The organism is Hymenobacter sp. FMD4 (assembly GCF_058932745.1).
In genome coordinates this window covers 155,084-175,238 of record NZ_JBZYWH010000008.1, presented here as the reverse complement: position 1 = coordinate 175,238, position 20,155 = coordinate 155,084, and the positions used below count along the sequence as shown (strand labels likewise).

Annotated in this window: 16 protein-coding genes; 13 read left to right on the top strand and 3 right to left on the bottom strand. The window is 61.1% G+C overall.

Annotation, left to right across the window (positions count from 1 at the left end; translation table 11 throughout):
• A partial coding sequence (locus AC5FXY_RS10445) for an arylesterase (RefSeq protein WP_493556614.1) occupies positions 1-703 on the bottom strand: 703 nt, incomplete at its 3' end.
• Positions 704-874: 171 nt separating this feature from the next.
• Between AC5FXY_RS10445 and AC5FXY_RS10440 the strand changes: the two genes are divergently transcribed.
• Together AC5FXY_RS10440 and AC5FXY_RS10435 are read left to right on the top strand one after the other, a co-directional pair.
• Positions 875-1,576, top strand: a complete 702-nt coding sequence (locus tag AC5FXY_RS10440) for an ABC transporter ATP-binding protein (protein WP_493556613.1) — start codon at positions 875-877, stop codon at positions 1,574-1,576.
• Positions 1,573-4,128, top strand: coding sequence for an ABC transporter permease (locus AC5FXY_RS10435; RefSeq protein WP_493556612.1), 2,556 nt, complete (start codon positions 1,573-1,575; stop codon positions 4,126-4,128). The genes AC5FXY_RS10440 and AC5FXY_RS10435 overlap by 4 nt, the downstream gene beginning before the upstream one ends.
• A 394-nt stretch (positions 4,129-4,522) precedes the next feature.
• On the opposite strand, the gene AC5FXY_RS10430 is transcribed toward AC5FXY_RS10435, so the two are convergent.
• On the bottom strand, positions 4,523-4,771 hold the full coding sequence (locus AC5FXY_RS10430; protein WP_493556611.1) for a hypothetical protein: 249 nt from the start codon (positions 4,769-4,771) through the stop codon (positions 4,523-4,525).
• 120 nt (positions 4,772-4,891) lie between these two features.
• Between AC5FXY_RS10430 and AC5FXY_RS10425 the strand changes: the two genes are divergently transcribed.
• Positions 4,892-7,192: an efflux RND transporter permease subunit gene (locus AC5FXY_RS10425; RefSeq protein ID WP_493556610.1), complete on the top strand. Its 2,301-nt coding sequence runs from the start codon at positions 4,892-4,894 to the stop codon at positions 7,190-7,192.
• Positions 7,193-7,383: 191 nt separating this feature from the next.
• On the opposite strand, the gene AC5FXY_RS10420 is transcribed toward AC5FXY_RS10425, so the two are convergent.
• Complete coding sequence (locus AC5FXY_RS10420) at positions 7,384-7,878, bottom strand: hypothetical protein (protein ID WP_493556609.1); 495 nt, start codon at positions 7,876-7,878, stop codon at positions 7,384-7,386.
• A gap of 59 nt (positions 7,879-7,937) precedes the next feature.
• Between AC5FXY_RS10420 and AC5FXY_RS10415 the strand changes: the two genes are divergently transcribed.
• From AC5FXY_RS10415 to AC5FXY_RS10370, 10 genes are all read left to right on the top strand, one after another.
• Positions 7,938-8,567 carry a hypothetical protein gene (locus tag AC5FXY_RS10415; protein ID WP_493556608.1) on the top strand — a complete coding sequence of 210 codons (630 nt, stop codon included), beginning with the start codon at positions 7,938-7,940 and terminating at the stop codon, positions 8,565-8,567.
• Positions 8,568-8,774: 207 nt separating this feature from the next.
• On the top strand, positions 8,775-9,134 hold the full coding sequence (locus tag AC5FXY_RS10410) for a hypothetical protein (protein WP_493556607.1): 360 nt from the start codon (positions 8,775-8,777) through the stop codon (positions 9,132-9,134).
• A gap of 103 nt (positions 9,135-9,237) precedes the next feature.
• A complete protein-coding gene (locus tag AC5FXY_RS10405; RefSeq protein ID WP_493556606.1) occupies positions 9,238-10,608 on the top strand; it encodes an SWIM zinc finger family protein in 1,371 nt (456 codons plus the stop codon).
• A complete protein-coding gene (locus tag AC5FXY_RS10400; protein WP_493556605.1) occupies positions 10,605-12,149 on the top strand; it encodes a DUF5691 domain-containing protein in 1,545 nt (514 codons plus the stop codon). Before AC5FXY_RS10405 ends, AC5FXY_RS10400 begins: the two co-directional genes overlap by 4 nt.
• Before the next feature lie 78 nt (positions 12,150-12,227).
• The gene (locus AC5FXY_RS10395; protein ID WP_493556604.1) at positions 12,228-13,328 is read left to right on the top strand and encodes an ATP-binding protein; all 1,101 of its coding nucleotides are present in this window, start codon (positions 12,228-12,230) and stop codon (positions 13,326-13,328) included.
• Positions 13,329-13,361: 33 nt separating this feature from the next.
• Entirely contained in the window at positions 13,362-14,231 is an 870-nt protein-coding gene (locus tag AC5FXY_RS10390; RefSeq protein ID WP_493556603.1) for a DUF6414 family protein, read from the top strand.
• A gap of 5 nt (positions 14,232-14,236) precedes the next feature.
• Positions 14,237-15,346 (top strand): flavin monoamine oxidase family protein, encoded by a 1,110-nt coding sequence (locus AC5FXY_RS10385; protein WP_493556602.1) that lies wholly within the window; start codon positions 14,237-14,239, stop codon positions 15,344-15,346.
• A gap of 62 nt (positions 15,347-15,408) precedes the next feature.
• Positions 15,409-17,658 (top strand): DUF5682 family protein, encoded by a 2,250-nt coding sequence (locus AC5FXY_RS10380; RefSeq protein ID WP_493556601.1) that lies wholly within the window; start codon positions 15,409-15,411, stop codon positions 17,656-17,658.
• A 69-nt stretch (positions 17,659-17,727) separates the two neighbouring features.
• Positions 17,728-18,534 carry a hypothetical protein gene (locus tag AC5FXY_RS10375; protein ID WP_493556600.1) on the top strand — a complete coding sequence of 269 codons (807 nt, stop codon included), beginning with the start codon at positions 17,728-17,730 and terminating at the stop codon, positions 18,532-18,534.
• Between the two features lie 189 nt (positions 18,535-18,723).
• On the top strand, positions 18,724-20,151 hold the full coding sequence (locus AC5FXY_RS10370; RefSeq protein ID WP_493556599.1) for an amidohydrolase family protein: 1,428 nt from the start codon (positions 18,724-18,726) through the stop codon (positions 20,149-20,151).
• Positions 20,152-20,155: the final 4 nt, after the last annotated feature.

Below are 20,155 nucleotides of genomic sequence, written 5' to 3'. Positions count from 1 at the left end.
CTGTGGGCTGTTGCAGCACCGGCCGTAGCACCTGCCACACGGTACGAGCAATGAGGCGGTGGCCTTCGGCCGTGGGGTGGATGCCGTCGCGCTGGTTGAACCGGGCCACGCCGCCTACGCCTTCGAGCAGGAAAGGAATCAGGGTCAGGTCGTTTTTCTGGGCCAGCTCGCCGTAGAGCTGTTTGAAGTCGCGGGCATAATCGGCGCCGAGGTTGGGCGGAATCTGCATGCCGGCCAGCACAATGCGGGCTTGGGGTTGCAGCCGACGCACCGTGTCAATGATGGCCTGCAGGTTGCGGCGTGTGTCGCTGAGCGGCAGGCCGCGCAGGCCGTCGTTGCCGCCGAGTTCCAGCACGAACACATGCACCGGCCGGCGCAGCACCCAGCCCACGCGGCTGCGGCCGCCGGCGGTGGTTTCACCGCTCAGGCCAGCATTGACGACGGAATAATTCAGGCCCGCGGAGTCGATCTTCTGCCCCACCAAGGCCGGGAAAGCTTGCTCCGGCTCCACGCCCAGGCCGGCGGTGAGGCTGTTGCCAAAGAACAGAATAGTCTGCTTACCAACTGGTGCCGTAGCCGATTGAGCCGCTGCATCGGCGGGTGGAGCAGCCTCCGTGGCGGGCGGAGAGCTGTTGTTGGAGCCGCAGCTGGTCAGCAGGCCGAAGCACAGCAAATAACCAAGCAAGGTCGAAGCAGTTTTCATGCGGGTGTCGGTTTTTAAGGCTTAGTGCGTTACAAAAGAAAGTATACGCAGCGTTGAAACGTCCTCTACGTATCGGCCGGCAAACAAAGCTTCCGGCTGGCCCGTTTTCCGTAGCTATCCTGCTTCCATCGTCTCCGTCCCTGGTCAGGGCGGATTAGTAATCCTTGCCTCGTGCTGAAAGTAGAAAACCTAACCAAATCATACGCCAGCGGCGGCCGCACCCTCACGGTGCTGGAAAGCGTGAGCTTTGAGCTGCAAGCCGGCGACACCTTCGCCATCGTGGGCCCATCGGGCTCTGGCAAAACCACTTTGCTGGGCTTGTGCGCGGGCCTGGACCGAGCCTCCTCGGGCAGCGTATGGCTGAGCGGCATTCAGCTCGACAACCTGAGCGAAGATCAACGGGCGGCCGTGCGCAACGAGCACGTGGGCTTCATCTTCCAGAATTTTCAGCTGCTGCCCACCCTTACGGCCCTCGAAAACGTGCTGGTGCCGCTGGAGTTGCGCGGCGTAAAAGGCGGCGTCCAAACGGCCCAAGCCCTGCTGGAGCGCGTGGGCCTGGGCGGACGTGGACACCATTACCCGGCCCAGCTGTCGGGCGGGGAGCAGCAACGCGTGTCGCTAGCTCGGGCATTTGCCAACCGGCCCAAGATTCTCTTCGCTGACGAACCCACCGGCAACCTCGACGCCGACACCAGCGCCACGGTGGTAGAGCTGCTCTTTGAGCTCAACCGCGAAGCCGGCACCACCTTGGTGCTCGTCACCCACGACCTGGAGCTGGCAGCCCGCACGCAGCGCGTGGTGCGCATCAAAGGCGGTAGCGTGGTGGCTGATTCGCTGACCGAACGGGCCACCGCGCCCACCTCCCTCCGATGAGCACAACTTCTCCCGGCCTCGGCTGGCTGTGGCGCATGGCTTGGCGCGACTCCCGTCGCTCCCGCTCGCGCCTCGTGCTGTTTCTGTCGGCCATTGTGCTGGGCATCGCGGCGCTGGTGGGCATCAACGGCTTCGGCGACAACCTCTCGCGCAGCATCGACGAGCAGGCCCGCGAGCTGGTGGGCGCCGATCTGGTGCTGTCCTCCACCCAACCCGTGGACTCGACTCTGCGGCCGGTGCTGAATCAGCTGGGTTCGGTGCGCAGCGAAGAAACGGCGTTTGCGTCGCTGATTCAGTTTCCCAAAAACCAGGGCGTGCGTTTGGCCCAGATTCGGGCCCTGACGGGCAGCTTTCCTTACTACGGCGACTGGGCCGTGGAGCCGGTGGGCGCCATTTCGGCGTTTCGGCAAGCCACGTCGCCGGCGCAGCGCGTGGCGCTGGTCGATGATGCGCTGCTAGTCCAGTTCGACGCCCAGCCCGGCGACTCCATCAAGGTGGGCACGCTCACGTACCGCATAGCCGGGCGGGTGCGCAAGACGCCGGGGCAGTCGGGCTTCAGCGCGGCGGTGGCCCCTACGGTGTTTATCCCGGGTACTTCGCTGGCCGGAACCGGCCTGCTGCAGCGGGGCAGCCGCGTGCAGTACCGCACGTATTTCCGGCTGCCGCCCGGCACCAATACCGAGGCCTTGCTCAAGCCTCTGCAAGCGCGGCTCGATCAGGCCAACATCGATACCGATACCGTGGCCAGCCGCAAGCAGCAGACTGGCCGGGCTTTCGGCGACCTTACCCGCTTCCTGAATCTGGTAGCGTTTGTGGCCTTGCTGCTGGGCTGCGTGGGCGTGGCCAGCGCCGTAAGCCTGTACGTCCGCGAGAAAGTGGCTGCCGTGGCGGTGCTACGCTGCCTGGGGGCCAGCGGCCGGCAGGCCTTGCTGATTTACCTGCTCCAAACGGCCGTGATGGGCCTGCTCGGGGCCGTGGTAGGCGCGGCGCTGGGCACGGCCGTACAAGGGCTGCTCCCACGGGTGCTGGCGGGTTTTCTGCCCGTGACGGTGCAGGTGGCCATTTCTTGGTCGGCGGTGCTGCAAGGTGTGCTGACGGGGCTGGTGGTGGCGGTGCTGTTTGCGCTGCTGCCGCTGCTAAGCATTCGGCGGGTATCCCCGCTGCGGACGCTGCGCGCTTCGTACGAAGACGATACCGCCACCCCCGATCCGCTGCGGCTGGGCGTGTACGCGCTGATTTTGCTGTTTATCACCAGCTTTGCTTACCTCCAAACCCGCGACTGGAAGCTGGCGCTGGGCTTTACGGCGGGCCTGCTGGTGGCTTTCGGGGCGCTGGCAAGCCTAGGTGTAGGCTTGCGCCGCCTGGTACGTCGCTTTTTTCCCAGCTCCTGGAGCTACGTGTGGCGGCAGGGCCTGGCCAATCTGTACCGGCCCAACAACCAAACCATCACGCTGACGCTGTCGGTAGGCCTGGGCGTGTTTTTGCTGGCCACCCTGTATTTGCTGCAAGGCCTGCTGCTGAGCCGGGTGCAGCTCAGTGGCGGTGGCGAACAGCCCAATCTGGTGCTGTTTGACATTCAGCCGGCCCAGCGCGCCGGGGTGACCGAGCTTCTGCAACGCCAGCAGCTGCCTGTGATTCAGCAGGTGCCGGTGGTAACCATGCGCCTAACGGCCATTAACGGTCGGTCCGGTGCTTTTTTTCAGCGCGACAGCACCCGCGGCGTACCCAAATGGGCCTTCAGCCGCGAGTACCGCGTCACGTACCGCAACGCACTCATTGCCTCCGAGCGGCAATCGGCAGGCGCCGGCCCTTCCTTGGGCGCCGATGGCCTGCCGCGCATTTCCATTGAGGATGGCTACTTCCAGCGGCTGCGCCTGAAACTCGGCGACACGCTTACCTTCAACGTGCAGGGCCTGCCGCTCGGGGCCGTAGTAGCCGGTACCCGCACTGTGGACTGGACGCGGGTTCAAACTAACTTTCTGGTGGTGTTTCCCAGCGGCGTGCTGGAAGCTGCACCGCAGTTTTACGTGCTCATGACGCGCGTGCCCAATAACGAGGTGCTGGGCGCGGTGCAGCGCGAGTTGGTCAGCGGCTTTCCCAACGTATCGGCCATTGACCTCGGGCTGATCCTGAAAACGCTGGACGACATTCTAGGGCAAATTTCCTTTGTCATTCGCTTTATGGCGGGCTTCAGCATTGCCACCGGCTTGCTGGTGCTGACCAGCACGGTGGTCATCAGCCGCTATCAGCGAGTAAAGGAAAGCGTGCTGCTGCGCACGCTTGGGGCTTCGCGCCGACAGATTTTGCGCATCACCATGGTCGAATACGCGCTGCTGGGTTTGCTGGCGGCCTTGACCGGCCTGGTATTGGCCACGTTTGCCGCGTGGGCGCTGGCTATTTGGGTATTTGAAATACCCTTCGTGCCCGACCCAGTGCCGCTGCTCATCCTCGCCGCCGCTACCACGGCCCTAACAATATTCATCGGCCTATTTAACTCCCGCGACGTGCTCACGCGCCCTCCTCTGGAAGTGCTGCGCGGCGAAGCTGGTTAAATGAAGCTGCTCGGCGTGCAAGGTTAGCCGAGCCCCATCAGCCTCAAAGCTAGGCCTAAGCTGGTTTCATTTTTTCACCTGGGAAAAGCATCTTTTTCCGACCTGCTTTCGTACCCGGGCCTATGGCCCGCGATACTTCTCCCCGCCTCAATAATCTCTGGACCGCTCTGGCATTGGCCCTGCTGATGACCTTGGTATACCTCGCCCGCGTGGCGTGGAATGTCCTGGCAAATCAAGTACATTGGCCTTAACGAGCAGCATTACTTGTTAGAAAACTCGGATTAGGCAGCCGAAAATTTCGCAATGGAATGCCCTACTGAACTGATCAGTACAAAAGCAAAAGCCCCGCGCCAATCCGGCGCGGGGCTTTTGCTTGGTTGATGTTATGCAAGCCTTACAGTGACTTTACGGCCGGCGTGGCGGGCTTGGCTTCCGAGGTCTGAGCAGCCGATGTGGCAGCGCCTTTCTTCATGCAGCACGAGGGCGTGGCGGCCGTAGCGCCTTTTTCTGCGCAGCTGGCTTTCATCTCGGTAGAGCAGGCTTCCTTCTTGCCTTTCTTACCTTTCGCACCCTTCTCGCCTTCGTGGGCGGCAGCGGTTCCAACGAAAGCAAACAAGGCCAGGGCGAGCAGGGCGTTTTTCATAAGGGCAGGAAATGAGAAGTAGGGAGGAAACAAAAGTGAGAAACGGGTGGTTGGCTGAGCGCCGGCTCCAAAATACACAACCTGCTCCATATCCTGCCGGTTCATTTTTAGCTCTTCTGCGTGCTTTCTCCCCGTTCGCTTAGTTTTCTTACCCTGCTGGGCCTGTTGCTGCTGGCCGTCGTGGCCGCCACCGGCCTGCTGCGCCTGCGCTTCAACTACAATTTCAACGACTTCTACCCCACCGGCGACCCGGACCTCGCCTATTATCAGCGCTATACCGAGAAGTTCGGCAACGACAACGACTATGTGCTCATCGGGCTCGAAACCAAGCCCGGCGGCAGCGTATTCGGAGCCGATTTTGCGCAGCGCATTGATACGTTTACCCGCTTTGCCCAGCAGCAGCGCCACGTGCTGCACGTGCTGTCGCCCACCACGGCGGCCAACCCGGTAGTGGAAGGCTTGGGCATGTTTAACATTCCTTACCTGCACCTCGACCGCCTCTCCGACCCGGCTTCCCGCGCCGCCGACTCCAGCCTGGTGTACCGCACGCCCGGCCTCGTCGGCAACCTGTTTGCCCGCGACGCCCAAGCCGTAACGGTGGTGCTGCAAACCACGCCCGACCTCGAAAAGCCGCCCGGCGACACGCTCATGACGGCCCTGCGCACTGAGCTGACGCGCCTGGGCTTCGCCGACGAACAGGTGCACCTGGGCGGCAAGCTGGTGGCGCAATCGGTATTTGTAGACCGCCTGAAGGTGGAAATGGCCGTGTTCGTGTCGCTGTCGGTGCTGCTGGTAATGGGGCTCTTATGGCTGACGTTCCGCTCGTGGTGGGGCGTGGTGCTGCCGCTGACCATCGTGGCCGGGGCCACCATCGGCGGCCTGGCGCTGGTGGGCTGGTTTGGCGACGGCATCGATTTGATGACGGCCCTGCTACCGGTGATGATGTGCGTGGTGGGCATCGCCGATTCGGTGCACCTGCTCACGCGCTACGTCACGGAGCGCGGAGATGGGGGCGACACCATTCCGGCCCTGCGCATCAGCATGAAGGAAAGCATGTTCGGCTCAGGCTTGTCGGCCATGACGACTTCCTTGGGTTTTTTCACGCTGACGGTCAGCCACATCAAGCCCATTCACAACTTCGGCCTGTACACCGGATTCGCGGTGCTGATTGCCTACGGCCTCACCTTCACCTTGCTGCCGGCCCTGCTGGTGCTGCTGCCCAAGCCGCAGCAGCGCTACGGAGCCGGCCGCTCCTGGGACGAGCCGCTCACGCGCCTGCTGCGCCTGGTGCTGGTGCGCCGCCGCTGGGTGCTGACGGGCGCGGCCGTGGTGCTGGTGGGCAGCCTGGCCGCCGCCAGCCAGGTGCGCATCGAGTCGCGTCTGTTGGATGATTTGTCCGATGACGACCCGGTGCAGCTGGACTTCCGCTTTTTCGAAGACCGCTTTGCCGGCGTGCGCCCCTTCGAAATGCACCTGTTGCCGCAGGGTGGCCGCTCGGTGTACGACCTGGCAGTGCTGCGCGAAACCGAGGAAATCGAGAATTACCTGCAGCGCGAGTACGGCCTGCACTTCGTAGCCTCGCCCGTGACGGTGGTGAAATCGGTGCGCAAGGCCCTGAACGGCGGCGCCTTGGAAGAGTACCGCCTGCCCGACTCAGAGGCCGAGTTGCAGCGCCTGCAACGGCAGCTGCGCCGCGTGAGCAAGCGGCCCGAGTTTCAGGCCCTGGCCACCCGGGAAGGCACGGAAGGCCGCCTTAGCGGCCGCATGCCCGACCCCGGCAGCGTGACGGTGGCCAGCCTCAACCGCGGCCTGCGCCGCTTTCAGGCCCAACACACCGACGCCCAGGTGCTCCAGACGCGCCAAACCGGCTCGGCCCTGCTCATCGACAAAAACAACCAGAACCTAACCCGCGACATGCTGCTCGGCATCGGCATGGATGTGGTGATGGTGACGGTAATCGTGCTGGCCCTGTTTCGCTCCATTCGGATGGTGCCGGTGGTGCTTATTCCCAACCTCTTGCCCATTGTGGTGGTGGGCGGCGTGATGGGCTTGTGCGGCGTGCCCATGAAGGTCAGCACCAGCATCATCTTCACCATCGCCTTCGGCATTGCCGTCGACGATACGATTCACTTCATTAGCAAGCTACGGCTGATGCTGGGCAAAGAGCCCACGGTGAAGCGCGCCGTGAGCCGCACGTACCGGCTGGCCGGCAAGGCCGTGATTGTGACGTCGCTGATTCTGGTCGGCGGCTTCAGCACGCTGTTATTCAGCTCCTTCGACGGCACGTTCTACGTGGGCCTGCTCATCGGGCTGACGCTGCTGTTCGGCGTAATTGCCGAGCTGACCTTGCTACCGATTCTGGTGTTGATGTTCTACCGCAAGCCGCGTGTGGGTAAGGCCCGGCGTGCACAGGCGGCGTAGCCAACCTTAGTCAGCGGGCCGAAACTTTGCTTGATTGGTAGCTGAATATGAAACCAGAACGTCATGTCGAGCGCAGTCGAGACATCTTGTGTGCTGACGGCCGAGAGTAATGTTCTTGAAAAGAATCTTCTATCTAGCATCAGCACGCGAGATGTCTCGACTGCGCTCGACATGACAAACGATTTTCAACCCTAATTACCAATTATAGTCAGACCCTGGGGTGCTTTTAGCGGGGCATCGTCGTAGCAATTGAGATAAACAACCAGCGGCTTTTCATTGCCAAGCCAAGTCAGTTCGTAGGCGTCGAGCATACCCATGTTGTTGATGGTACCGTTGGGCGTTTTGAAGCCGCAGCAGCTACCCAGGCGCCGGTAGCTTACTTCCTCACCCTTGGGCCCGCGCAGGGCGTTGAGGTAGCGCTGTTCGTTTTTGGCGCACAGTTGATCTTTCATTCCGCCCACGCACACCGGGTTTTTCTGTGTGTAAGCGTAGCTGGCATCGGTGCTGACTTCGAGCACCACGAAGGCGGGCACCGTGCGGCGGGCGGCGTCGTAGTAGCTTTGCGGCACATTGTTGGAGCCCGTTATGGCGGGCCTGGCATCGGTACCCGATGTTTTTTTGGCAGTGGCGCAAGCCGACAGCAGCGCGGCTGCCAGCAAAATGGGTAAGTATAGATTTCGGTTCATAGCTCCAAATATTCAGCTTTTGGAGCCATAACGTGCCTGCTTTTACCGTATTGCGACTTATGCGCTTTTCCCTCTCCGCACCCCGTCACATGACTTTGGTGTTGCTGCTGGCCTCCGCTATCGGCGGGCTTCCACTCAGTGCTCAAACCCCAGCACCTGCGCCCGCTCCCACCAACGACCCCATCCCGCGCCTGATTCAGGAGCGCGACCAGCTGATGCGCCAGTACGAAGAAGCCAACGCCCAGCGCAATGCTTTTCTGGCCAACAAGCCCAGCAAAAAGGACCTGCAGGAAGTCATTGACGCGCTGAAAGGCATCATTCGCAAGGATACCGAAATCGTGCGGGCGCTGAAGGAAAGCGAGATTCGGCGCACGGCTGGCATTGTGGCCGAAAAGCGGCAGGTGGAGCAGCAAGTGACCGTGGCCCAAACCGACCAAACCTCCACCCGGCAGCGCTTTTACGACCTCGAAAACCAGATCCAAAACCTGCAGCTGCGCGACAAGCAGCGCCAGCAGAAGCTGCAGGCCGCGGAAGAAGCCCTGAAAGAAGCCGAAAGTGCCCGCACCACGCGTGACTTGCTGGCTGCGGGGCTGGCCGTCCTTTGCGTGGGTTTGCTGGGCTACGTGCTACGCCTGCGCAGCCGGCTGGGCACTGCGCCTGCTCGGCGCGCGGCCAAATCGCGCCGCTAAGGCAAGCCAACTAGTTAGGTCCAATCCCTGGGCCGATCAGCCAAGGGATTGGACCTAACTTGACGATTCAGGTAGGGGCGCCCCTGGTTGCTGTTCAAACTCCGCAACTACCATGGCAGCCAGCACAGATAGTGGGGCTCTCGTAGCATGCCCGCATTTGGCTAGTTAAAGCTAGTGCCAAGCACTGATGGGCTCTACCTTTACGCTATGCTAGTCCCGGCGGCCGAATACCTTACTTACACTGAAGCTGTTGGCCTTTACCAACGCCTGCACGACGAGGCCGGCATCGTGAGCCTGGTTAAAAACTACGGCCCGGCCACTTTGCCCTTCGGCGACGGGCTGTATTTCCGGCTGCTCATTGAGGAAGAAGACGTGGAAGGTGCCCGCGAAATCGTGGTCGAGTTTGAGCGGGTGCGCACCGAGCGGGCCGCCGTGCGTTGCCCGCGTTGCGGCTCCTACCACGTGTGGCCCGAGCCCGAGGCCCAACAGCCGTGGTACAAGCGCATCTTCTACGCCGGCACCACCTTGCACCGCTGCCAGAACTGCGGGGAGGAATTTTCGGCGTAGCAAGTTCTGAACACCAAGCCACATGGCTATCTACGGACCTTAGCTGCAACCCGTACCATTCCCTAAGCTTTCCTTACTCTTTTATACCTTCATCGCCGCATTCATGTGGACCGAAGACCAGGCCCGCGCCCTCATCACCGACGCCGGCACGCTCAAGCGCGGCCTTGACCTGGCTGCCCCCGCTAAGTGGAGCCACCTCGGGCGCACCAGTCAGGCAGCTTGGGGCGAGTGCGCCGGAAGCGGCAGCAAGCCCTACCAGGTCGGCATCGACCTCACCGAGCCAGCCTTCAAATGCACTTGCCCCAGCCGGGTGTTTCCTTGCAAGCACGGTGCAGGCTTGCTCTTGTTGCTGGCCCGTCAGCAGCAGTTGTTCAGCCCCGCCGAAACGCCCACCTGGCTTACCGAATGGCTGGATAAGCGTCAACAAAACCAGGAAAAGAAGGCCGCCCAAACGGTTCCAACGGCGCCTCCGGTGGCTGAGCCGGAGCCCATTGGTGCCCCAGATGTTGCGGAACGAGGGCCAGGCAGCGAGGTTGCTCCCGCCCGCCTCGAACGCATGCAACGCGGAGCCACCGAACTGCTGACCTGGCTGCAGGACCTGATAAGTACTGGCTTGGCCCAAACAGAGAAAGCAGCGCCGGCTTTCTGGGAAAACCAAGCTGCTCGCCTCGTTGATGATCAGCTGCCCGGATTGGCCGCCGTGCTCCGCGAACTGGCCCCGCTGCGCCACACCGGCGCTGACTGGCCCGAGCGCCTACTGGCCCGGCTTGGGGAGTTGTACCTGCTCACCCGCGCATTTTTGCGCTTGGAGCAGTTACCCACCGATTTGCGCACGGATGTATTACAGCTGGTGGGCGTCAACCTCAAAAAGGACGATATTCTAAACCAGCAGCCCGCCGTAGCCGACACATGGCTGGTGGTGGGGCAAATAACCACCGAAGAAGAACGCCTGACGGCCCGCCGCACCTGGCTTTGGGGGCTGCGCACCAGCCGCTATGCGCTGGTGCTGGAGTATTCATTTGGCGGTCAGGCTTTCGCCACGCCGCTCGTGCCGGGCGGCCGCTACGCGGGCAGTCTGGCCTTCTACCCTGGCGCGGCCGCGCTGCGGGCCCTCACCACCGCCGAGTGGCAGTTTGTCGGCGTCGATGCGCAGGCCAATGCCCCGGCTGTACTGCCAGCGGAGCTGTTCGGCACTTACGCCGATGCGCTGAGCCGGCAACCTTGGCTGCGCGACTGGCCCGTGACGCTGCAAGGCGTGGTGCCGGTGCTGCTGCCCTCCGGCGAAGTAGTGCTGCAGCACCGGCACCACGCCTTGCAGCTCCCTCTGCGCGGCGACGCCGACTACGGCTGGCAGTTGCTGGCCGCCAGCGGCGGGCACCCGCTCACGCTATTTGGCGAATGGAACGGCCGGGCCTTGCTTCCACTCACCCACTGGCCCGCGCCCGACGCGGCCTTTACGGCTTCCCGCTCATGAATCCGCAGCACGACTGGCAGCAACTGCTGCGCGTAGCCTTGCTAGGCACCCGCCAAAGCGGTGAGACGGTGCCGGCATTGCCAGAATTTTCTGTTTCGGCACCCCGTGAGGAACAGGTATTGCAAGTCGCCGGGGCGCTGGCGCTGATACGTAAAGCCGGCTACCAGGCGGCGCCTCCCACCACAGAGGCTTCCGCCCCGGCTCCGGAGGAGGTACTACCCGCCATTGGTGCTACCGGTCTTGGCCTACTGCAGCAAATGCTGGGCGGCTACCAAACGGCTCTGCTCCCGGAGTACCTGCGGCAGATTAGCTACCACGGCCGCCGGGTGCCGCACCGCCTGCTGGTGCCGCTGTTTGACTATGCCTGCACCCGCTCCGAGATGCACGCCGCCGCGGCCGAAGTGGCTGGCGAGCGGGGCGCGTGGCTGGCCCGCCTGAACGAGCGGTGGAAGCCCTTAACGACGGCGCCCACCGCGCTCGACGAAGCCGACTGGGAAACCGGCCTGCCCAAACAGCGCCTCCGTTACCTCGAAGCACGGCGGCAACAAGACCCAACAGCGGCGCGGGCGCTGCTGGCCGCCACGCTTCCGCACGAAGCGGCCAAGCAGCAGGCTCTTTTGCTGCTCGCTCTGGCTACCAATCTGAGTGCGGCCGATGCAGACCTGATCGAGCCGTACCTTAATTCCAAGAGCAAGGAAGTTCGCCAAACGGCGGCCGCTCTGCTGGTGCGTATTCCCGGCAGTAGCTTAGCCGAGCGGCTATGGCAGCGCGCCGCGGCGCATCTGAGCCTGACCAGCAGCCTGCTGCGGGGTAAAAAGCTGGAGGTCCGGCTTCCTGACGCCTGGCAGCCGGAGTGGCTGTCCGATGGCATTGAGCAGAAAGACAGCCGCTTCGGCGGGGAGAAAGCGGCGTGGCTGGGTCAGCTGCTGGCCCTGTTGCCGCCCAGCCGTTGGGCAGCGCATTGGCAGCTTTCCCCGCTACGCTTGCTGGAATTGGCTGCCGACAGCGAATGGTCCGCGTTGCTCCTGCCCGCCTGGACGCAGGCCACCGAGTTGCACGCCGATGGGGATTGGGCGCACGCTTTGCTGGAGCTGAACCTCACGCGCCAAAAAGCGGTGGCCTTTCCCTGGGACCTGCTACGTATCGTTCCGCCGACCGCTGTGGCTACGCTGCTGCTGGAGCACCTGCCCGCCAACGGCCGCCTGACGAACCCAACGTCCCGCGCCTTCGATACCCTGCTGCAGTTGTCCGGCCCCTGGCCTCCGGCCCTGACCAGCCGCGCCATTGCACTGGTGCAAAATACATTACCAACGACTCCGCAGCCCACCAATTACCAAGTCTTGGCCAGTCTAGAACGCCTGCTCAGTCAGTTGACTTCAGCCGCCGACGTAGCCCACTACAGCACCCTTGCCGCGCAGTTTCAGCAGCTCATCGACCTCTACCCCGATTACCAACGCTTCTTCCGCCGCACCCTCGACACACTCTATTTCCGCCGCCAACTGGTCCAGTCTCTCACGGAAGCACCAGCGGCTGATGTGTAAGTGGAATCAAGCCTAAAATCAGCTCACATCCTCGGCTGGGTTCCGAACCCTCAGTAGCTTTAGCCTTCTTGCCTCGTTATGTCCGCCATTCCTGCTCTTGATAATATCCTGCGTCCGCACGCCGAGGTGCAGTACGCCGAAGAACTCGCCGCCCTCGTAGCTCAAGACGACCGCCCCAAGCCGCCGGGCTGGAAACTGTCGCCCTGGGCCGTGGTCACCTACCTGCTCGGCGGCCAGCTCGACAACGGCTTTGAAATCGAACCCAAGTACATCGGGCAGCGGCGGCTGATGGAAATAGCCGTGGCTACCCTGGCCACCGACCGCGCCCTGCTGCTGCTCGGCGTGCCCGGCACAGCCAAAAGCTGGGTTTCGGAGCACCTGACGGCGGCCATCAGCGGGCACAGCAATCTGCTCATTCAGGGCACGGCCGGCACCTCCGAAGACGCCATCCGCTACTCATGGAACTACGCCCGCCTGATTGCGGAAGGTCCCTCAGCGGCCGCGCTGGTGCCTTCGCCTATGCTCAAAGGCATGCAGGAAGGCGCCCTGGTGCGGGTGGAAGAACTCACGCGCATTCCTTCCGATGTGCAGGATACGCTCATCACCGTTCTCTCCGAAAAGGTGCTGCCCGTGCCCGAGCTGGCCACCGAAATCCAGGCCACCCGCGGCTTCAACGTAATAGCCACCGCCAACGACCGCGACAAGGGCGTAAACGAGCTGAGCAGCGCCCTGCGCCGCCGCTTCAACACCGTGGTGCTGCCCTTGCCTACTTCCGTAGCCGAGGAAGTGCAGATCGTGCATTCGCGGGTGGAGAAAACCGGCCGAGCCCTGCAGCTACCGCCCACCACAGTGGCCCTGGAGCAGATCAGCCGCCTAGTTACCATCTTCCGCGAATTGCGCTCCGGCGTGACTGAGAATGGCAAAACCAAGCTAAAAAGCCCCAGCGGCACCCTCAGCACCGGTGAGGCCATTTCGGTCCTAAACAGCGGCCTAGCCTTGGCCGCCTACTTCGGCGACGGCACCCTGCAAGCCGCCGACCTGGCCGCTGGCCTTACCGGCGCCGTGGTGAAAGACCCGGTGCAGGACCGAGTGGTGTGGCTGGAGTACTTGGAAACAGTGGTAAAGGAGCGCGACGGGTGGAAGGATTTGTATAGGGCGTGTCGTGAGGTGGTAGAGTAAACCAAATGCATAAGGTCAAATCCAACAGATTCCATGAACTATCCCATACCCCTGTACCTAAATCAAAAATATGTATTTGACATTTTAGCCATCATTGAAGATGGCTTTAGTCAGATGCAAACATTAAAAACAACAGAATCATCACAAGCCGATTCCACGAATAAAGTAAGAGGAGAAGTTGGCCTCAATAATGTTTTTGCCTTCTTAGGGGTGAAAATGGAGGGTGAAGCTAATAAGTATCACAAGAATGCTAGTGAGCTATCTTCTGAAAGCCAAAAGATCCACACTCCCAACTCGCTGTTTGCAAAAATGCAAGCTTCGCTCGACGCAAAAGGCCTGCTTGTAAAGAATAATATAATTGAGTCTAAAACTGGAGACTTTATCTTATTCAAGGCAAGATTACGTAATAACCCAATTATAGGAGATTTAGAGAGCTTAGTTTCAGTTTTTCGTTTGGCACTACGTTTCTCGGATGAGCCTGCCACCTCCAAACAGCAAAAGACTGAGAGCCAAGTTAACTCTAAGAGATTAGAACAATTCGAGCTTCTAGTAAGGCAATTAAAGAATGAAGGCAGCATAGACCTTGTTGGAGAAGGAGTAAATGAAGAGTTCAATTCTGTCATTACTATTGACAGGGAATACTTGAACGACCCTTCAATATCTGATATTGAGGATGGCGAGTTTTTTGTATTAGGAAAAGCTATTCAAATTATCAAAAAAGATCAAACTCAATCTATCAATCTTCTAAGAAAGACAAGCCTCAGCCGTTTTACTAATCCTGCTCTAAAGGAAATGTTTTCGGGGTTCCAAACTATGAGCCATCATGGCTTGAAGGACTCCGAATTAATTACTGAGATAAAGGCGCCTGTGATTCAGGTAATCCCTATAGCCATATACGCCTGATTTCAATGCCATCCACCACCTATCCATTGCCAGTTATCATCGTTGGCGCAGGCTTATCTGGCCTCTGTACCGCGCAAGCCTTGCACGCTGCCGGCATGCCGGCGCTGGTGCTGGAGGCGCGCGACCGGGTGGGCGGCCGCACGCTCGCCGTGTCGCCGTTACCGACTAGTTCGGAAGCAGACTTTGTCGACTTGGGCGCGACCTGGGGCTGGACGCACCACCCGCACCTGATGCAGTTGCTGGCTGATTTAAACATTCGTCCTTTCGAGCAGCCCAGTACCGGGGCCACCGCATACCACACGCCGCAGGGCGTGTACCGCTTGCCCCATCCTTCGGGTTCGGCAGGCTATCTGCGCTTTGTGGGCGGGGCGGCCGTGCTGTGCCGCACACTGGCTCAGCAGTTGCCCACCGAATGCCTACAACTTAACACTCGCGTGGTACAGATACAGCAGCTGCCTGATCAACAGGGAGTAGCAGTAGTGACTCAACAAGGCGAAAGTACCCTTACCCACACGGCCTCGGCAGTGGTGCTTGCGCTACCACCCCGGCTAGTGGCCCACAGCATAGCCTTCGAGCCAGCTTTGTCCGCCGAACTACTGCACACTCTCCGCTCAGTACCCACCTGGATGAGTCACGCGATGAAAAGCGTGGTTGTGTATGAGCAGCCCTTTTGGCGGACGCCGGGGTGGTCGGGGTTTGCGGTAAGCCAGACTGGTCCGCTGCTGGAAATGCACGACGCTTCTCCGCAGAACGGCCGGCCGGGCGTGTTGTTCGGGTTCTGGGCAGCACCGCACCCGCTCCGCTCCGCCACTGAGGCTGAACGCAAGGCGGCGGCTCTTGCTCAACTAAGCTCATTATTCGGGCCGGCGGCGGCTACTCCGCTGGCTTACCACGAGCTGGATTGGTCGCGCGAGCCGCTGACCAGTGTGCCCGGCGATGAGCAGCCCCCCTTGGCAGTTCCCTTGCAGGGGCCAGCGCTGCTGCGGCAGCCACTATGGGACGGCCAATTGCTCTGGGCCGGAGCCGAAACTTCCGTTAGTGAGTGGGGCCGGCTCGACGGAGCGGTGGAATCTGGGCGTTGGGCCGCGCGGCAACTCCTGCAGGTCCTTTCTTAATCAGAGAAAACAGAGAAGTATAACTGTTCCGCCAGGTCCGCCAGCTGCACCATCATCAACTTATGCCTGACCTCCGCCTCTTCGGCATCCGCCACCACGGCCCCGGCAGCACGGCCAGCCTGCTCAAGGCGCTGGACGAGTTCCAGCCCGATGTGCTGCTGCTCGAATGCCCTGCCGACGGCGAAAAGGCTTTAGCCGAGGTAACCAACGAAGCCTTGCGCCCGCCCGTGGCGCTGCTGATCTACAATCCCAAGCAGCACGCCCAAGCCACTTTCCTGCCCTTCGCGCACTTCTCACCCGAATGGCAGGCGGCGCTATGGTGCCAGCGGCACGGCGCGCACTTGCGCTGCTTTGACTTGCCGATGACGCTGCGCTTCGCCCTGCCCGACTCAGTAGCGCACGTACCCGATGCCGCAGCCCAGCCCGACCCATCAGCCTCCCCTGAACAAGCGGCCACAGCCGAAACTCCGCTCCGCCTCGACCCCATCGCCCAGCTTGCTCTACTCGATGGCTATACCGACGGCGAACGGTGGTGGGAAGCCCGCATCGAGCATTCTACTGGCCACACAGACGCCTTCGAGGTAGTGCTGCAGATGATGACAGCGCTGCGGGAGGAACTGGATCAGCCGGAATCAGCGGAAACGTTGCTGCGCGAGGCCTACATGCGCGAAATGCTGCGCACCACGCTCAAGCAGGGCTACCAGCGGGTAGCCGTGGTGTGCGGGGCCTGGCACGCCCCGGTGCTACGGGCCGAGGAGCTGCCGCGCTTCGCTAAGGACGATAAGGCCCGCCTGAAAGGGCTCGGCAAGGTCAAAACCGAAGCCACTTGGGTGCCCTGGACCTATGATCGGCTGGCTCGACAGTCAGGCTACGGTGCGGGCGTATTGTCGCCGGCCTGGTACGAGCTGCTATTTGAAGTGCCGCACGAGCAGGTGGTGACGCACTGGATGGTGCGAGCGGCGCACCTGCTGCGGGCTCAACAGATTGATGCATCGTCGGCGCACGCCATCGAAGGCGTGCGGCTGGCGGAGGCCTTGGCGGCCGTGCGCGGGTTGGCCTTGCCGGGCATTGAGGAGCTGGAGGAAGCGGCGGTGAGCATCTTTGGGGGTGGTTATGCCGAGGCGTTGCAGCTGGTGCACGAGCAGCTGGTCATCGGTGAAAAGCTGGGCGAGGTGCCGGAGGAGTTGCCGGCTTCACCCTTGCAACAAGACCTGGCCCAGCAGCAGAAAACGCTGCGACTGAAGCCCGAAGCCGCCCGCAAAACCCTGGCCCTGGACCTGCGCAAGGATACCGACCTGAGCCGCAGCCACCTGCTGCACCGCCTCGGGCTGCTGGGCATCCGCTGGGGGCGGCCGCAGCGCGTGGAGGGCAAAAGCGGTACTTTCCACGAGGTATGGGAGCTGCAGTGGCGGCCCGATATGGTGCTGCAGGTGCTGGAAGCGGGCCGATGGGGCAATACGGTGCTCGATGCCGCCAGCGGTGCCGCCAGCCACCGCGCCGCCGAAGCTACCGACCTCAGCCAGATCAGTCCGCTGCTGGAAGAGGCTCTTAGAGCTGACCTCGCTCCTGCTCTGCCCGCGCTGGTAGCCCGGCTGGAAACGCTGAGCGCCGACACCCGCGACGTGGCGCACCTGCTGGCCGCCCTACCACCGTTGGTAAATGTGCTGCGCTACGGCAACGTGCGCCGCACCGAAGCTAGCCAGGTAGCTCAAGTAGTGCACCACTTGGTGCCACGCCTGTGCATCTCGCTGCCGCTGGCTACCACCGGCCTCGACCACGACGCGGCCCGTCAGCTGCTAGAGCGGCTGGAAGCGGCTCACCAAGCCATTCGCCTGTTGCCCGATGAGGCTCAGCAAGCCGATTGGTACGCCGCGCTGCACCAAATTACGCGGCAGCCCGCTAGCAGCGGCCTGCTCGCCGGTGCCGCCACCCGTCTGCTTTTCGACGCACAGCAGCTGGCCGCCGACAATACGGCCACCTTGCTCGGCCTGGCCCTCGCCCCCGCCCAACCCACGGAGTACGCCACAGCCTGGATTGAGGGCTTTCTGCGCGGCAGCGGCCTGCTGCTCATCCACAACCGCGTCCTGTTCGACCTGCTCGATGCTTGGTTGTCGGGCCTCACGGAAGAGGTATTTCAGGAAATCGTGCCTTTGCTACGCCGCTCTTTTGCCGATTTCAGCCAACCTGAGCGGCAGCAAGTACTTGGTCTGGCAGTAGGTGGCCCCGCGGCCCGGGTGGTTCAAGTAGCGGATATCGACCTGGAGCGTGGAATGCGGGTGCTGCCGGTGCTGCGGGAGTTGCTGGGTGCGTAGAAAAACTAGAGATAAGACCGAGGCCCACCTTCTACTTCAGCAAAATACCACACACAAAAATGCTTTAATATGCAGCGTGTTACAGAAATAAGCTACTTAGAAAAGCTAGACTCAAACACTGTTATATCGTTTGTCAAAACAGGTACTGAGCATTGGTCCGTTTGGAATAGGTTCATCTACATTGATGGCAAACCGGCTTATGAAATAGGTAACATATGTAGCACTTGCCGCTTCTACTTCGAACGCTTGGGGGGAGCTAGTCAGTCAATCGATTCTAAGTATACTATTCAACGGCTGAACGAAGGAATTGAGCACTTAGACCCAAGCATGCTTGAAACAATCTCAGCAATTATTCCCGCCGGCAGATATAGAATAGCTCTACTCAAGGTCTTTCCAAAGCTTGTAGAGCTTGGTGGTACACTGGACTATTTCAGCCATGAACAAGTAGAGGTATGGGGAATCGATGGTTTCTCAGGATTACCACACTTCCCCAAGATTCGATACTACAGAGGAACTGACAACCCGCTGAAGGAAGATCAAAAGGCATACGAATTCATCATACCTATTTTTCCTCAAAACTGGCTTGATCCCGAAAGGGTCGAATATTATAAACAGGAACTAGAGGCAGAGAAGATGCCCACGGCCATCAGCTTATCAGTTCTTGATATAAAAGCCCCGGCCTGGGTAGACCCAGATGCTCCCAGCGCTGTGGCTACCCAACATTGGTGCTTGGCGCATTACGTTGTCGATGGACATCATAAGATGTACGCAGCCAGCTTACTCAGCAAACCGATTCACTTGCTTGCCTTCATTGCGTTAGATGAGTGTATTTTGGAATCAGATGAGGATATAGACACGCTGCTACAAATCATATGATGCTAGAAACGGATTGGCTGAGACCGTCACTGGACCATTAACAGGGCTGATTCATCCTTATCAACATAAACTCAGGCATCATTCTCCAAGCTGATACTCACACCTAGACAACCCGAGCCTTCTGCTTATACGCTCACGTTTGCTGCATCTTTATAGCAATACTTGCTTACCCTGCGCGTCTGGCTCACCATGAAGCATCTACCCCTCCTCTTTTCCGTCGCGCTACTAGCCGGTTGCGCCGGTCGTCAGCCCCAGCAGCCGTACGACATAGCCATCACCCATGCCAACATCGTGGACGTAGAAACGGCACGGGTGCTAAACGACCAAACTGTTGTCATCAGCCAAGGGAGAATTGAGCGCATCAGCAAAACCAACAAGCAACCCGTTGCCAGCGGCCAGACCATCGACGCGCAGGGCCGCTACCTTATTCCAGGCCTGTGGGATATGCACGTGCACTTCCGCGGCGGCGATACCCTGACCACAGCCAACCGCAACCTGCTCCCACTCTACCTGGCTCACGGCGTGACTACCGTGCGCGACGCCGGCGGCGACCTGACACCGGCCATTTTTCAGTGGCGCGAGGCAATGCAGGCGGGGCGGCTGGCCGGGCCGCGTATCTACACATCGGGCCCCAAGCTGGATGGCCCCAAGCCTATCTGGGCCGGTTCATTGGTGGTCGAAACGCCGGCCCAGATTGAAAAGGCGCTGGACTCGCTGCAGCGACTGAAGGTTGATTACGTGAAGCTCTACGAAAGCACCATCTCGCGTGAGGCCTTCCTGGGCACCATTGCGGCGGCCGAAAAGCGCGGGCTGACCACTACTGGCCACATGCCCTACACCGCCAGCCTGCGCGAAGCATCGCAGCTGGGCCTCGATGCCACCGAGCATCTGTACTATGTATTCAAGGCCTGTTCTGCGAAGGAAGACAGCATCACCACGGCCGTGCAGAATAGCCTGCGCACCAGCAAGCCGCTGGGACTGTTTGCGGTGCTGCCGGCCATTTACCGCACCTACGACCCCTCCGTGGCCCGCGAAACGTTCCGCCTGCTGGCTGCCCGCCGCACGGCCGTGGTGCCCACGCTCTACATTCAGCAAGTGCTGCGCGAGCTACCGGAAACCGACCACGCCCGCGACACCATGCTGGCTTACATTGCCCCGAGCATTGAGGCTACGTACGCCCGGCGCATTGCCAGTGCCCGTGCCCAAAGCCCTGCCACCCGAGCCTTCAATAAGCAGCTCGGCGCGAAGTTTATGGAGCTGATACCCGCCATGCAGGCCGCCGGCGTCACGCTGCTGGCTGGCTCCGACAGCGGCCCGTTCAATTCTTATGTGTACCCCGGCGTCTCCCTACTGTCGGAGCTGGAGCTGCTGGTGCAGGCCGGCCTCACTCCCGCGCAGGCTCTGCAAGCGGCCACCATCAACGGCGCCCGGTTTCTGAAAGCCGACCAACGCTCCGGTACCATTCGGGCTGGCAAGGATGCCGATTTGGTTTTGCTCGAGCAGAACCCGCTGACGGATATCCGCCATCTGCGCCGCATTCACACCGTAGTCAGTCGGGGCCAGGTGTACTCGGCGGCTGAGCTGCGACGCATGGTGCAAGCCGTCAAACAGCGTTAACTTC